The organism is Enterococcus sp. S183_ASV_20 (assembly GCF_018919685.1).
In the GTDB taxonomy this organism is placed as follows: Bacteria; Bacillota; Bacilli; order Lactobacillales; family Enterococcaceae; genus Enterococcus; species Enterococcus faecalis.
The window spans coordinates 20,310-35,846 of the sequence record NZ_JAHLRI010000025.1 but is presented as its reverse complement, the minus strand read 5'-3'; the positions used below and the strand labels follow the sequence as shown (position 1 = coordinate 35,846).

At 37.9% G+C, this 15,537-nt stretch carries 13 protein-coding genes; all 13 read left to right on the top strand.

Annotated elements, in window-relative coordinates:
* Positions 1-510: helix-turn-helix domain-containing protein (locus KQI94_RS09955; RefSeq protein WP_253296167.1), on the top strand; the 510-nt coding region annotated here is incomplete at its 5' end.
* Positions 511-711: 201 nt separating this feature from the next.
* The gene (gene dnaN, locus KQI94_RS09950) at positions 712-1,842 is read left to right on the top strand and encodes a DNA polymerase III subunit beta (RefSeq protein ID WP_002356014.1); all 1,131 of its coding nucleotides are present in this window, start codon (positions 712-714) and stop codon (positions 1,840-1,842) included.
* A 579-nt stretch (positions 1,843-2,421) separates the two neighbouring features.
* A complete protein-coding gene (yaaA, locus tag KQI94_RS09945; RefSeq protein WP_002356015.1) occupies positions 2,422-2,667 on the top strand; it encodes a S4 domain-containing protein YaaA in 246 nt (81 codons plus the stop codon).
* Positions 2,654-3,781 (top strand): DNA replication/repair protein RecF, encoded by a 1,128-nt coding sequence (recF, locus tag KQI94_RS09940; protein ID WP_002356016.1) that lies wholly within the window; start codon positions 2,654-2,656, stop codon positions 3,779-3,781. The genes yaaA and recF overlap by 14 nt, the downstream gene beginning before the upstream one ends.
* Complete coding sequence (gene gyrB, locus KQI94_RS09935; RefSeq protein ID WP_002359210.1) at positions 3,778-5,727, top strand: DNA topoisomerase (ATP-hydrolyzing) subunit B; 1,950 nt, start codon at positions 3,778-3,780, stop codon at positions 5,725-5,727. The genes recF and gyrB overlap by 4 nt, the downstream gene beginning before the upstream one ends.
* A gap of 55 nt (positions 5,728-5,782) precedes the next feature.
* The gene (gyrA, locus tag KQI94_RS09930; RefSeq protein ID WP_002383521.1) at positions 5,783-8,284 is read left to right on the top strand and encodes a DNA gyrase subunit A; all 2,502 of its coding nucleotides are present in this window, start codon (positions 5,783-5,785) and stop codon (positions 8,282-8,284) included.
* Between the two features lie 174 nt (positions 8,285-8,458).
* The gene (rpsF, locus tag KQI94_RS09925) at positions 8,459-8,761 is read left to right on the top strand and encodes a 30S ribosomal protein S6 (protein WP_002356019.1); all 303 of its coding nucleotides are present in this window, start codon (positions 8,459-8,461) and stop codon (positions 8,759-8,761) included.
* 44 nt (positions 8,762-8,805) lie between these two features.
* Positions 8,806-9,372 carry a single-stranded DNA-binding protein gene (gene ssb, locus KQI94_RS09920; RefSeq protein WP_002364599.1) on the top strand — a complete coding sequence of 189 codons (567 nt, stop codon included), beginning with the start codon at positions 8,806-8,808 and terminating at the stop codon, positions 9,370-9,372.
* 25 nt (positions 9,373-9,397) lie between these two features.
* Positions 9,398-9,637, top strand: a complete 240-nt coding sequence (gene rpsR / locus KQI94_RS09915) for a 30S ribosomal protein S18 (RefSeq protein ID WP_002356021.1) — start codon at positions 9,398-9,400, stop codon at positions 9,635-9,637.
* Positions 9,638-9,793: 156 nt separating this feature from the next.
* Complete coding sequence (locus tag KQI94_RS09910; RefSeq protein WP_002363542.1) at positions 9,794-11,818, top strand: DHH family phosphoesterase; 2,025 nt, start codon at positions 9,794-9,796, stop codon at positions 11,816-11,818.
* 5 nt (positions 11,819-11,823) lie between these two features.
* Positions 11,824-12,276 (top strand): 50S ribosomal protein L9, encoded by a 453-nt coding sequence (gene rplI / locus KQI94_RS09905; RefSeq protein WP_002356023.1) that lies wholly within the window; start codon positions 11,824-11,826, stop codon positions 12,274-12,276.
* A 273-nt stretch (positions 12,277-12,549) separates the two neighbouring features.
* Positions 12,550-13,917, top strand: coding sequence for a replicative DNA helicase (gene dnaB / locus KQI94_RS09900; protein WP_002381331.1), 1,368 nt, complete (start codon positions 12,550-12,552; stop codon positions 13,915-13,917).
* A 236-nt stretch (positions 13,918-14,153) separates the two neighbouring features.
* Positions 14,154-15,446, top strand: a complete 1,293-nt coding sequence (locus KQI94_RS09895) for an adenylosuccinate synthase (RefSeq protein ID WP_002359213.1) — start codon at positions 14,154-14,156, stop codon at positions 15,444-15,446.
* Positions 15,447-15,537: the final 91 nt, after the last annotated feature.

Genomic DNA, 15,537 nt, shown 5'->3' with positions numbered 1-15,537 from the left:
GAAACACGAATTGCAATTTTGCGCAAAAAAGCAGATGCCGAGCGTTTAGAAATTCCGGATGATACACTAAGTTATATTGCTGGTCAAATCGATTCCAACATCCGTGAATTAGAGGGTGCTTTGGTCCGCGTTCAAGCCTTTGCAACTATTAATGGAGAAGATATTACCACTAGTTTAGCGGCGGACGCCTTGAAATCTCTAAAATCAGTTGGTAGTAAAAATCAATTGTCCATCTTACAAATTCAAGAAGAAGTATCCAAATATTATCATGTGCCTCTTAAGGATTTAAAAGGGAAAAAACGGGTGAAAACAATTGTGGTTCCTCGTCAAATCTCAATGTATCTTGCTAGAGAAATGACCGACAATTCCTTGCCAAAAATTGGTGCCGAATTTGGCGGCAAAGATCATACAACGGTGATTCATGCGCACGAAAAGATTCAGCAATTATTGGAAAAAGATCCAGCGATTCAAAAAGAAGTCAGTGAAATTAAAAATTTATTGAACTCTTAGGATGTGGAAAACTAAACAAAAAAGAACAAAGTTATCCACAACTTATACACAAGTGGATAACTTAGTAAAATCAATGCTCTTTTGACTTTTCCACAGAATCAACATGCCCTATTACTTTTATTATTTATTTATATATAATATACAAAACAGTGGCGTACAAAATTAGAACGTATTGAAAATACTTAAAAAGGAGTTTACATTATGAAATTAACGGTCAAACGAAGTGTCTTTTTACAAGAATTACAAACTGTTCAACGAGCAATTTCTTCTAAAACAACGATTCCAATCTTAACAGGTGTTAAAATTGTCTTATCAGAAGATGGCTTATCACTTACTGGGAGTAACGCGGATATTTCAATTGAAAGTTTTTTAAGTAAAGATGATGAAAAAGCTCAAATGACCATTGAACGCACAGGTAGCATCGTTTTACAATCTCGTTTCTTTGGCGAAATTATTCGTAAATTACCAGAAGATATGTTCACAATGGAAGTTCTAGATAACAATCAAGTTGCAATTACTTCAGGAAAAGCTGATTTTACGGTTAATGGATTAGATGCGGATAATTATCCGCACTTACCAGTAATTGATACTCAAAACCAAATGAAATTACCTGTTCATTTATTGACAAAAATTATTAGTGAAACAGGTTTTGCTGTATCGATGCACGAAAGTCGTCCAATTTTAACTGGGGTTCACTTTATTTTAGAAAATCAAAAATTACTTGCCGTTGCAACAGATTCACATCGTTTAAGTCAACGTGTGATCCCGACAGAACAAGCAGTAGAAGACTTTAACATTGTAATTCCAGGAAAAAGTTTAACTGAACTTTCTCGTTCATTAACCAATGAAGAAGAAATGGTTGAAATCAGCATTATGGAAAACCAAGTGCTATTTAAAACAGAAACAATGTACTTCTATTCTCGTTTGTTAGAAGGAAATTATCCTGATACCAACCGTTTAATTCCAACTAGCCATAACACGCAAATTGAATTTTATGTACCAGAATTGCTTTCAGCAATCGAACGTGCCTCTTTACTTTCTCATGAAGGACGTAACAATATTGTTCGCCTTTCAATTTCACCAGACTCTGTTGTTTTATATGGAAATTCACCTGAAATTGGAAAAGTCGAAGAAGCGTTAAACTATGAAAATGTTTCTGGTGAAGCGTTAGATATTTCTTTCAACCCAGATTATATGAAAGATGCGTTGCGAGCGTTTGGCGATATGAATATTACCGTGAAATTCCTTTCCCCAATTCGTCCGTTTACATTGGAGCCAACCGAAACAGAACTAGATTTCATTCAACTAATTACACCGGTTCGTACAAATTAATCATGTTTAAAAAAGACCTTCGGAAAATCACTATGATCGCCGAAGGTTCTTTTTTGTCGTCTGTTTAAAGCCGATAAACGCTGCTAGATAAGCTTTTTATAACTAGAATAGCTTTTACGCTAATATGATTGTGAATGTTTGAACTATCGTTTGACGAATAAATTCTGCCTTTTTTTTCGTGGATAAAGAAAAAAGCCCTTTAATTTTTCGTTTAAGGGCTGTTCATTTTTTTATGAATATTTCCTAGTGAAAGAAGTTTACGTTGCTTAAAACGACGCTCAGACCTCTACAAGCTACTTTTCTTCAATGCATGCCCTCTTCGTTTGTCTTTGAGTTACCCCAAATTGTTTTTTAGTTAAACGCTACTCGTCATTTCTGCCAAATCAGGCCCCTTTTTTCTCAAGAAAATATCAATTTCCGTTTTAAAATGCTTTTTAAGAGTTTTTTTATCCTAATAATATTTTCGGTCATTTAGAATTAAAATTGCTTAGAATGAAAATTAGACAGATAAATTTGTTTTCTCTTATGAAAAAGGGTATAATATATATGAGAACGTATTAGAAAAAAGAGGGATGCACATTGAAAAAAACGTTTGTTTTAGCAACTGAGTATATAACGCTTGGTCAGTTTCTTAAAGAAATCAACGTCATTGGTAGTGGCGGCCAAGCCAAATGGTATTTGGCAGATAATAGCGTGTTTGTTGATGGCGAGTTGGAAAATCGTCGCGGACGGAAACTTTATGCGGGCATGATGATTGAGATACCTGAAGAAGGTACTTTTTTTATGGTGAAAAACGGAAACGAGTCCGACGATGCGGCTGAATGAGCTGACACTTCAGCATTATCGTAATTATGAAACAGTCAGCTTAGATTTTCCAAAAACGTTAAATCTTTTTTTAGGCGAAAACGCCCAAGGAAAAACCAACTTGTTAGAAAGCATTTATGTTCTAGCAATGACACGAAGTCATCGAACCAGCAATGAAAAAGAATTAATTGGCTGGGAACAAGCAGCAGCTAAAATTAGTGGCGTGGTTGAAAAAAAAACAGGCACCGTGCCGTTGGAAATTTTAATTTCCAACAAAGGACGTAAAACAAAGGTTAACCACATTGAGCAAAAAAGGCTCAGTGCGTACATTGGGCAATTGAATGTTATTTTATTTGCCCCAGAAGATTTATCTTTGGTGAAAGGCTCACCTCAAGTCCGCCGGAAATTTATTGACATGGAACTCGGACAAGTGAGTCCTATTTATCTTTATGATCTTGTCCAATATCAGTCTGTTTTAAAGCAACGGAACCAATACCTAAAACAACTAGCTGAAAAAAAACAAACAGATACTGTTTATCTGGATATTTTGACAGAGCAGCTAGCTGAATTTGGCGGGAAAGTTCTATACGCTCGGTTAGGTTTTCTTAAAAAATTAGAACACTGGGCAAACTTACTCCATCAAAAAATTAGTCATGGACGCGAAACGCTCACCATTGACTACGCATCAAGCATCCCAATTGACAACACGGATCTTTCCTTAGAAGCACTTCAAAATCAATTGCTCCAACAATTAATGAACAATCGTAAGCGTGAATTGTTTAAAGCGAATACTTTTTTAGGCCCTCATCGTGACGATTTGCTGTTTATTGTCAATGGTCAAAATGTTCAAACGTATGGCTCACAAGGCCAACAGCGAACGACAGCTTTAAGTATTAAATTGGCAGAGATTGATTTGATGCATTCAGAAACAGGAGAATATCCTGTGTTATTACTAGATGATGTCATGAGTGAATTAGATAATGAACGTCAAATTCACTTGTTAGAAACGATTGAAGGCAAAGTTCAAACGTTCTTAACGACAACTAGTTTAGATCACATAAAAGACAAGCTAACAGTTGAACCAGATATTTTTTATGTTCAACAAGGCAAGATAGAAAGGAATTCAGCGACATGACAGAAGAAGAAAAAAACATGAGAGAACGTGCGCAAGAATATGACGCTAGTCAGATTCAAGTTTTGGAGGGCTTAGAAGCTGTCCGGAAACGTCCTGGTATGTACATAGGTTCTACTAGTGGCGAAGGGTTACACCACTTAGTATGGGAAATCGTTGACAACTCTATCGACGAAGCCTTAGCAGGATTTGCTAAATCAATTCAAGTAATTATCGAACCAGACGATAGTATTACTGTTATCGATGATGGTCGTGGAATTCCAGTCGGGATTCAAGCCAAAACAGGTCGCCCAGCTGTGGAAACAGTGTTTACAGTGCTACATGCCGGCGGGAAATTTGGCGGTGGCGGCTATAAAGTATCAGGTGGCTTGCACGGTGTTGGTTCCTCTGTTGTTAATGCTTTATCGACCAGTTTAGATGTTCGTGTTTATAAAGATGGCAAAGTGTATTACCAAGAATATCGTCGTGGTGCGGTTGTTGATGACCTAAAAGTTATCGAAGAAACGGATCGTCACGGAACCACTGTTCACTTTATTCCAGACCCTGAAATTTTTACAGAAACAACCGTTTATGATTTTGATAAATTAGCAACACGGGTTCGTGAATTAGCCTTTTTAAATCGAGGCTTACACATTTCAATTGAAGACCGTCGTGAAGGACAAGAAGATAAAAAAGAGTATCACTATGAAGGCGGGATTAAGAGTTATGTTGAGCATTTAAATGCCAATAAAGACGTTATTTTCCCAGAGCCAATCTTCATTGAAGGAGAGCAACAAGATATTACAGTGGAAGTGTCAATGCAGTATACAGATGGCTACCACTCAAATATTTTAAGTTTTGCCAACAATATTCATACTTATGAAGGCGGAACGCATGAATCTGGTTTTAAAACTTCTTTAACACGTGTGATTAATGACTATGCACGTAAACAAAAATTGATGAAAGAAAACGATGAAAAGTTAACTGGGGAAGATGTTCGTGAAGGCTTAACCGCAGTGGTTTCCATCAAACATCCCGATCCTCAATTTGAAGGACAAACGAAAACGAAATTAGGGAACTCAGAAGTACGGACCGTTACGGATCGTCTATTCTCAGAATACTTTACAAAATTTTTAATGGAAAACCCAACAGTCGGCAAACAAATTGTCGAAAAAGGCATGTTGGCTTCAAAAGCTCGTTTAGCCGCTAAAAGAGCCCGTGAAGTCACCCGTCGTAAAGGCGCGTTAGAAATTAGCAACTTGCCAGGGAAGCTGGCTGATTGCTCAAGTAAAGATCCGGAAAAATGCGAATTATTTATCGTCGAAGGAGACTCGGCAGGCGGTTCAGCAAAACAAGGACGTAGCCGTGAATTCCAAGCCATTTTACCAATTCGTGGGAAAATCTTGAATGTTGAGAAAGCCAGCATGGATAAAATTTTAGCCAATGAAGAAATTCGGTCATTATTTACAGCTATGGGAACAGGCTTCGGCGAAGATTTCGATGTTTCTAAAGCACGTTATCACAAACTAGTGATTATGACCGATGCCGATGTCGATGGTGCGCATATTCGAACGTTGTTATTAACCTTGTTCTATCGCTTCATGCGGCCAATTGTTGAAGCTGGTTATGTGTATATTGCCCAACCACCACTATATGGTGTGAAACAAGGGAAAAACATCACCTACGTTCAACCGGGCAAACATGCTGAAGAAGAACTAGCAAAAGTGTTAGAAGAATTACCTGCTTCACCAAAACCAAGTGTTCAACGTTACAAAGGGTTGGGTGAAATGGATGATCACCAACTTTGGGAAACAACAATGGACCCAGAAAAACGATTAATGGCGCGAGTGAGTGTCGATGATGCCATTGAAGCTGACCAAATTTTTGAAATGCTAATGGGCGATCGTGTGGAACCACGTCGTGCGTTTATCGAAGAAAATGCCCATTACGTGAAAAACTTGGATATTTAATGTGTCGCAACGTTGTAAGAGACGCTAGAACATATATTTAGAGGGGAAAAAATTCATGAGTGAAGAAATTAAAGAAAACATTCAAGACGTCAATCTGACCAGCGAAATGAAAGAATCTTTCATTGACTACGCAATGAGTGTTATCGTAGCCCGCGCGTTACCTGACGTTCGTGACGGTTTAAAACCTGTTCATCGCCGAATCTTATATGGAATGAACGAATTAGGGGTAACCCCTGATAAACCACACAAAAAATCAGCCCGGATTGTTGGGGATGTTATGGGTAAATATCACCCCCATGGGGACATTGCGATTTACGAATCAATGGTGCGGATGGCACAACCTTTTAGTTATCGGGCTATGTTAGTTGACGGCCACGGAAACTTCGGTTCTGTCGATGGTGACGGCGCTGCCGCTATGCGTTATACCGAAGCACGTATGAGTAAAATTGCTTTAGAAATGCTACGAGATATTAACAAAAATACAGTCGATTTCCAAGGAAACTATGATGATTCAGAACAAGAACCAGTAGTTTTACCTGCTCGTTTTCCAAACTTACTAGTTAACGGAACAACGGGGATTGCGGTGGGGATGGCAACAAACATTCCACCACACAATTTAAGTGAAGTGATTGATGCAACAAGTTTATTGATGGACAATCCTGATGTAACGACGAATGAATTGATGGAAGTGTTACCTGGACCAGATTTTCCAACAGGCGGTTTAGTGATGGGGAAATCAGGGATTCGCCGAGCATATGAAACAGGGAAAGGTTCGATTACTGTTCGTGCAAAAGTTGAATTGACTGAAATGCCGAATGGAAAAGAACGTATTTTAGTAACTGAATTGCCTTATATGGTGAATAAAGCCAAATTAATCGAACGAATTTCTGAATTACACAGAGATAAACGAATTGAAGGAATTACTGATTTGCGGGATGAATCTTCTCGTGAAGGCATGCGGATCGTCATCGATGTTCGTCGAGATGTGAGTGCCTCTGTTGTGTTAAACAACTTGTACAAAATGACTGCCTTACAAACATCTTTTGGTTTTAACATGTTAGCCATCGAAAAAGGCGTACCGAAAATTTTAAGCTTGAAACGTATTTTAGAAAATTACGTCGAGCACCAAAAAGAAGTCATTACTCGCCGGACGATTTTTGACAAAAACAAAGCAGAAGCACGGGCGCATATTTTAGAAGGTCTACGAATTGCCTTAGATCATATCGATGAAATCATTGCCATTATCCGTGGATCACAATCAGATGACGAAGCAAAAGCAACGTTAATTGAACGCTTTGAATTTTCAGATCGTCAAGCGCAAGCAATTTTAGATATGCGTTTACGCCGTTTAACAGGCTTAGAACGCGACAAAATTGAAAATGAATATCAAGAGCTATTGAAATTCATTGCGGACTTAGAGGACATTTTAGCCCGCCCAGAACGCGTCATTGAAATCATTAAAACAGAGTTAAATGACGTTCGCACAAAATTTGGTGATGCACGACGCACAGAATTATTAGTAGGTGAAGTCTTAAGTCTTGAAGATGAAGATTTAATCGAAGAAGAAGAAGTCGTGATTACATTAACCAATAACGGCTACATTAAGCGGATGGCAAACTCCGAATTCCGGGCGCAACGCCGCGGCGGACGTGGTGTCCAAGGCATGGGCGTTCATGATGATGATTTCGTGAAAAACCTAGTTTCTTGTTCAACACATGACACGTTATTATTCTTTACGAACACTGGGAAAGTTTACCGAGCAAAAGGTTACGAAATCCCTGAATACGGTAGAACAGCAAAAGGAATTCCAGTGATTAACTTACTGGGAATTGATTCTGCAGAAAAAATTCAAGCGATTATTTCTGTTGAGGGCAAAGCGGAAGCAGGTAAATACTTGTTCTTCACAACCTTAAAAGGAACCGTCAAACGGACAGCCGTAACAGCCTTTTCTAATATCCGTAGTAATGGATTAATCGCCATTAGCTTAAAAGAAGATGATGAGTTAGTTAACGTGGTAACGACTAATGGCAATCAGAAGATGATTATCGGAACACATGCAGGATACTCTGTCACATTTGATGAAAATACTGTACGTGATATGGGCCGGACAGCATCAGGTGTTCGTGGAATCCGTCTCCGCGAAAATGATTATGTGGTCGGCGCAGCGATTCTGGATGAAAATAAAGAAGTCCTAGTCATTACTGAAAATGGTTATGGTAAGCGTACAAAAGCTTCTGAATATCCAGTTAAAGGACGTGGCGGTAAAGGGATTAAGACAGCAAATATCACTGAGAAAAATGGTCCATTAGCTGGTTTAACCACGGTCAATGGGGATGAAGATATCTTATTGATTACGAACAAAGGCGTCATTATCCGCTTTAACGTAGATTCTGTTTCTCAAACAGGACGCGCAACATTAGGAGTTCGTTTAATGAGAATGGAAGATGGTGCCAAAGTGGTAACAATGGCTGTTGTAGAACCAGAAGAAGTGGAAGAAGAAATCGTTGAAGTTGTAGAAACAACAGAAAACGAAACAACATCAGAAACAGAAGAATAACATAAAAAAGTTTCGCCAGTTGGCGAAACTTTTTTATTGGGGCTTTTCAAAACTATTTCTTGCTTTTGTCTATCAATTAGCATATAATTAGAGATTGTGAACTACCTTTTTAGGTATGTTCTCCTTGCTCTTAGCCAACTAAGAGCCTTGAAGTCCATAGGGAGGTGAAAATCAATGAGTCAAGATACGAAGTACGAAATCATGTACATTATTCGTCCGAACATTGATGAAGAAGCAAAAACTGCTTTAGTAGAACGTTTCGACACAATCTTAAAAGATAACGGAGCAGAAGTTATCGAATCTAAAGATTGGGAAAAACGCCGCTTAGCATATGAAATGAACGGATTCCGTGAAGGCATCTATCATATCGTTAATGTTACTTCTCCATCAACAGCTGGCGCAATCAACGAGTTTGATCGTTTAGCAAAAATCAATGACGATATTATCCGTCATATGATCGTGAAGGTAGAAGCATAATTTGTTTCACATGAAACATTTATTGACGAAAGGAGATGTTTTGAATGATTAATAACGTTGTATTAGTCGGAAGATTGACAAAAGATCCTGACTTACGTTACACCGCTAGTGGTTCAGCTGTTGCGACCTTTACACTTGCTGTAAACCGTAACTTTACGAATCAAAATGGTGACCGTGAAGCAGACTTTATCAACTGTGTGATTTGGCGTAAACCCGCAGAAACAATGGCTAATTATGCCCGTAAAGGTACATTATTAGGTGTTGTCGGAAGAATTCAAACTCGTAATTACGAGAACCAACAAGGTCAACGTGTCTACGTAACTGAAGTGGTTTGTGAAAACTTCCAATTGTTAGAATCTCGTTCTGCTTCAGAACAAAGAGGAACTGGCGGCGGTAGCTTTAATAACAACGAAAATGGTTATCAATCACAAAATCGTAGCTTTGGTAATAACAATGCCGGTTCTGGATTTAATAACAACAACAATAGTTTCAATCCATCATCTTCTCAGTCGCAAAACAACAACGGTATGCCTGATTTCGATAAAGATTCTGATCCATTTGGTGGCTCAGGTTCATCTATCGACATTTCAGATGATGATTTACCATTCTAAACGAATTTGATAGGAGGGAACAAGAATGGCACAACAAAGAAGAGGCGGACGTAAACGTCGGAAAGTCGACTACATCGCAGCAAACCACATCGAATACATCGACTATAAAGATACTGAATTGTTAAAACGATTCATTTCAGAACGTGGCAAAATTTTACCACGTCGTGTTACAGGTACTGGCGCTAAAAACCAACGTAAATTAACGATTGCTATTAAACGCGCACGTATCATGGGATTATTACCATTCGTTAGTGACGAACAATAATTTTATGACAATTTCCAGAACCAAAGAGCTTGCTCTTTGGTTCTTTTTTATCTTGACTAGTGTTTCACGTGAAACATAACAAGGTTCGCAGAATGAAGTGTTTTGTGATAAAATAAAGGATGAAATAACTAGTGAATCACCAGAGCAATATGCTCGTTGGAACAAGTCGCCTCAAAGGTCTGCAGAAAGATTGGAGGCAAAAAAATGCAAAAGAAGAGAATTCAAAAAAACGGTTTCTTAATTGTTGTGGGTCTTCTCTTAGTAGAATTTCTCCTCTATTTCTTACTAACAAATAAATGGCTGCTATTGGCGGTAATTATCGCATTAGATATCTTTCTCTTAGTGGTTATTCGGCTGTTGATTAGAGATGTAGAAATTACAAACGTAGAAAAGATTCAAGAAGCAAGTTCCATTGCTGAACAATCGTTGGATTATGTTGTAAATGAAGTACCTGTGGGAATTATTACGTATAACGGGGAAACACGCGCGGTAGAATGGCTTAATCCTTATGCTGCTTCTATTTTTAATAAAGACAATCAGCTAACGTTAACCGCTAGCCAAGTTACGTCTTATTTAGAATTAGCAGAACGAAACCAAGATATTTTTACGATTGACGAAAATACCTATCGCTTTAGCGTCAATAAAGAACAACATACAATTACTTTTGAAGATATCACTAAAGAAAGTAATTTGTATCAAGAAAAAGTCGAAATGCAAACGGCTATTGGCATTGTGTCTGTCGATAATTATGATGATGTCACCGATACAATGGACGAGAAAGAAATTTCTTATTTGAATAGTTTCATTACGACGATGGTTTCTGATTGGATGGACCAATACAAAGTTTTTTATAAGCGAATCAATGCAGAACGTTATTTTTTCATTGCCCAATGGGAAGATATTCAAAAAATGATGGACGAAAAATTTTCTATTTTGGATACGATCCGTAAGGAATCAGCTAACCATGAAGTAGCTATTACGTTAAGCATGGGGATTGCTTATGGGGGGCCAACCTTAGATCAAACCGGGACCACGGCTCAAACGAACCTAGATACAGCTTTAGTACGTGGTGGTGATCAAGTGGTTGTAAAAGAAGCCAAAGATGAAGCGAAGCCGTTATTTTTTGGTGGAAAAACGGCAGTAACGACGAAACGTTCCCAAGTACGTTCTCGCGCAATGAGCATGGCAATTAAGGGAATTATTGCGGAATCTGCTGACATCTATATTATGGGCCATCGTTATCCAGATATGGATGCGTTAGGTTCAGCATTTGGTGTTGCTCGTTTAGCTTCGTTTAATAATCGAAAAGCGTGGATTGTTTTAGATGAAAATGAAATCATTCCCGATGTCAAAAGAGTGTTAGAGGCGATTAAAGAGTACCCAGAATTAGAAGAGCGTATTATTAGTCCTAAAGAGGCCATGAAGCGCAAGAAAGAAAGTAGCTTATTAGTTATGGTAGATTACCATAAACCGTCTCTATCGATCTCACAAGAGCTCTATGAGCGTTTTGATAAAGTGGTAATCATTGATCACCATCGACGAGGAGACGAATTTCCAGCAAAACCCTTGCTTTCTTATATTGAATCTTCTGCCTCTTCTGCTTCAGAATTAGTCACAGAATTGATCGAATATCAAAGTAATAGCGCAAATAAACTGCAGGCCTTTGAAGCAACCATGATGTTGGCGGGAATTGTGGTTGATACGAAAAGTTTCAATACACGAACGACGGCGCGAACATTTGATGTGGCTAGTTATTTACGAACTTGTGGAGCAGACTCATCTTTAGTACAATATCTATTAAGTTCTGATCTTACAAGCTATCTGGAAATGAACAACTTAATCTCTAAAAGCGAATATGTCACAAAAGATACCGTCGTTGTTGCAGGGAGTGAAGACAAAGAATATGATAGTGTCACAGCTGCCAAAACAGCGGACACGTTACTTTCTATGGCAGGGATTAATGCAGCATTTGTCATTACCAAGCGGACGGATCAACAGATTGGCATTAGTGCTCGGAGTAATGGTTCAATTAATGTCCAAATTATTATGGAAAATTTAGGTGGTGGCGGTCACTTTACTAATGCGGCAGTACAATTATCAAACGTAACAGTAGCAGAAGTAAAAGAGCAACTACTTGATGTAATTCGTCAAAATATTAATGAAATGTATGAACAGGAGTGAAGGAAATGAAAGTCATTTTTTTACAAGATGTTAAAGGAAAAGGAAAAAAAGGGGACGTAAAAGAAGTGCCAACTGGTTACGCCCAAAACTTTTTAATTAAAAATGGTTATGCGAAAGAAGCCAATAAAGGGAGCATGAGTGCGTTAGCGGGTCAAAAGAAAGCCCAAGAAAAACATGAAGCAGAAGTTTTAGCACAAGCAAAAGAAATGCAAGCCTTTTTAGAAGATGAAAAGACTGTTGTAGAGATCAAGGCAAAAGCTGGAGAAGACAGCCGTTTATTTGGCTCAATTCCTTCAAAACAAATTGCAGAAGCCTTAAACAAACAATACAATGTAAAATTGGATAAACGCAAAATCGAATTAGCCAACCCAATTCGTTCTCTAGGTTACACTAACGTACCAGTCAAACTACATCATGAAGTTACAGCGAAAATTAAGGTTCATGTCGTAGCGGAATAATACAATCGATAAAAAAGAAGCCGATTTCTCCGGCTTCTTTTTTATAAAAAAATAAATTACTGTAATTATTTTTATGACGTTTAGAAATCAAATGTACAACATTTTAAATTAATAAAAATATTATATTTTTATTAATTGTATATTTTTAAAAATTGGAAAGTGAACTAAAAATAGAGAAATCAGCAGAGAAAAAATGTACTTTTTTTAATGAAATTGTGTTAAAATGGATAGACTAAATGAACCAGAAAGTAAGACATCGTGGGAGAGAACAAAATGAATGAATTATTGCAAGATAGGGTACCGCCACAAAATATTGAAGCGGAACAAGCCGTTTTAGGTTCTATTTTCTTAGATGCAGATGTGCTAATAGAAGCGATGGAATATGTGGAACCTAAAGATTTCTATCGTCGTAGTCATCAGTTGATTTTCCAAACGATGATGACCTTAAGCGACCGAAATGAAGCGATTGATGTGGTAACAATCAAAGATCGCCTAGAACAAGAGAATTTGTTAGAAGATGTTGGTGGACTAAGTTATCTGTCAGATTTAGCTTTAGCTGTGCCGACAGCTGCCAATGTCATTTATTATGCAAAAATTGTTGAACAAAAATCGTTGCTGCGCAACTTAATCCAAACCGCTACAGAGATTGTAACTAAAGGCTTTGAGCAAGGTGAAGATGTTGAATCTATTTTGGATGATGCAGAACGAAGCATTTTAGAAGTCTCCGAAAAGCGGAATCGCAGTGGCTTTTTATCAATTTCAGATGTTCTAAATACAACTATTGCGAATATTGACCAATTATACCAAAATGATGAAGAGATTACTGGTTTACCTACAGGCTATCAAGCATTGGATAAAATGACTGCCGGCTTGCAAGCGGAAGAGCTAATTATTTTAGCGGCCCGTCCAGCGGTAGGGAAAACCGCTTTTGCATTAAATATTGCCCAAAATGTCGGCACCAAAACAGATAAAGCTGTCGCTATTTTTAGTTTAGAAATGGGGGCAGAATCATTAGTGAACCGGATGCTTTGTGCAGAAGGATCCATTGAGGCCAGCCATTTAAGAACAGGGCAATTATCTGAAGAAGAATGGCAAAACTTAATTATTGCGATGGGTAGTTTGTCCCGTGCGAATATCTATATTGATGACACACCAGGGATTAAAATTACCGAAATTCGTGCGAAATGTCGTAAATTAGCACAAGAAAAAGGCAACTTAGGTCTAATTTTGATCGACTACCTACAATTGATTGAAGGAACTGGAAAAGAGAACCGCCAACAGGAGGTTTCTGATATTTCACGTCAATTAAAAAAATTAGCAAAAGAATTAAAAGTCCCGGTTATCGCTTTGTCACAGCTTTCTCGTGGCGTGGAACAACGTCAAGATAAACGTCCTGTGTTAAGTGATATTCGTGAATCAGGTTCCATTGAACAAGATGCCGATATCGTTGCCTTTCTTTATCGTGATGATTACTACGATCGTGGTGAAGGAGAAGACGGCGATCATGAGCCACCAGAAGTTGACAATGTTGTAGAAGTCATCATTGAGAAAAACCGTAGTGGTGCGCGTGGAACGGTCGAATTACTTTTCATTAAAGAATATAATAAATTTTCTTCGCTTTCGCCGAGGACAGAATTTTAAAAAACGAACTCATTTTTTGAGTTCGTTTTTTTGCTTATTAAGGGATTAAAATCAGAGAGTAAAACACGAACAATATTCGTATATTTTATTATTTTACAAAAACATAACTAAAAATGTTCGTATTTTTGACATAAACGCTTTTGATTGTGAAAGAATATTCGATTTTTACCCTTGAAAGGGACTGGTTTTACTGGTACAATGATTCAGGACAAAAAAATTATGAACGAGGTGTTCGAATGTCATCAGTAGTAGTTGTTGGAACGCAATGGGGCGACGAAGGTAAAGGAAAAATTACAGACTTTCTAAGTGAAAACGCAGAAGTGATCGCTCGTTACCAAGGCGGAGATAACGCCGGACATACCATTAAATTCGACGGCGTAACGTATAAATTACATTTAATTCCTTCAGGGATTTTCTATAAAGAAAAAATTAGTGTAATTGGTAACGGCGTAGTTGTGAATCCAAAATCTTTAGTAAAAGAATTAGCTTATTTAAAAGAAAATAATGTTGCCACTGATAATTTACGTATTTCAGATCGTGCCCATGTCATCTTGCCGTATCATATTAAATTGGATCAATTGCAAGAAGATGCGAAAGGTGAAAACAAGATTGGGACAACGATTAAAGGAATTGGCCCAGCCTACATGGATAAAGCAGCACGGGTGGGAATCCGTATCGCTGATTTATTGGATAAAGAAATTTTTGCGGAACGTTTGCAAATTAACTTAGAAGAAAAAAATCGTCAATTCGTTAAAATGTTTGATAGCGAAGCCATTGAATTTGATGATATTTTTGAAGAATACTATGAATACGGACAACAAATTAAACAATATGTTACAGATACTTCGGTTATTTTAAACGATGCATTAGATGCTGGAAAACGGGTTTTATTTGAAGGGGCACAAGGTGTCATGTTGGATATCGATCAAGGAACCTATCCATTTGTTACTTCCTCTAATCCAGTAGCTGGTGGCGTAACTATCGGTAGTGGCGTTGGTCCATCAAAAATTAATAAAGTGGTTGGTGTCTGCAAAGCGTACACTTCACGTGTCGGTGACGGCCCATTCCCAACAGAATTATTTGATGAAACAGGAGAAACCATTCGTCGTGTCGGTAAAGAATACGGAACAACAACAGGACGTCCGCGTCGTGTTGGTTGGTTTGATTCAGTAGTCATGCGTCATTCAAAACGTGTATCAGGGATTACGAACTTGTCATTAAACTCGATTGACGTGTTAAGTGGTTTAGAAACGGTGAAAATTTGTACAGCTTATGAACTTGATGGTGAATTAATTTATCATTATCCAGCAAGCTTGAAAGAATTAAGCCGCTGTAAACCAGTTTATGAAGAATTACCAGGTTGGTCTGAAGATATCACTGGTTGCAAAACTTTAGCCGATTTACCAGCTAATGCTCGTAACTATGTGCATCGGATTTCAGAATTAGTTGGTGTGCGCATTTCAACATTCTCTGTAGGTCCAGACCGTAACCAAACGAACGTTTTAGAAAGCGTTTGGGCACAAATTTAAGCAGATTTTTAAGGGAACGTAAAGGATGGCTTATGCCAGTTCAGCCTTTACGTTCTTTTTTAATTTTATATAAAAATGAAAAACTATGGTA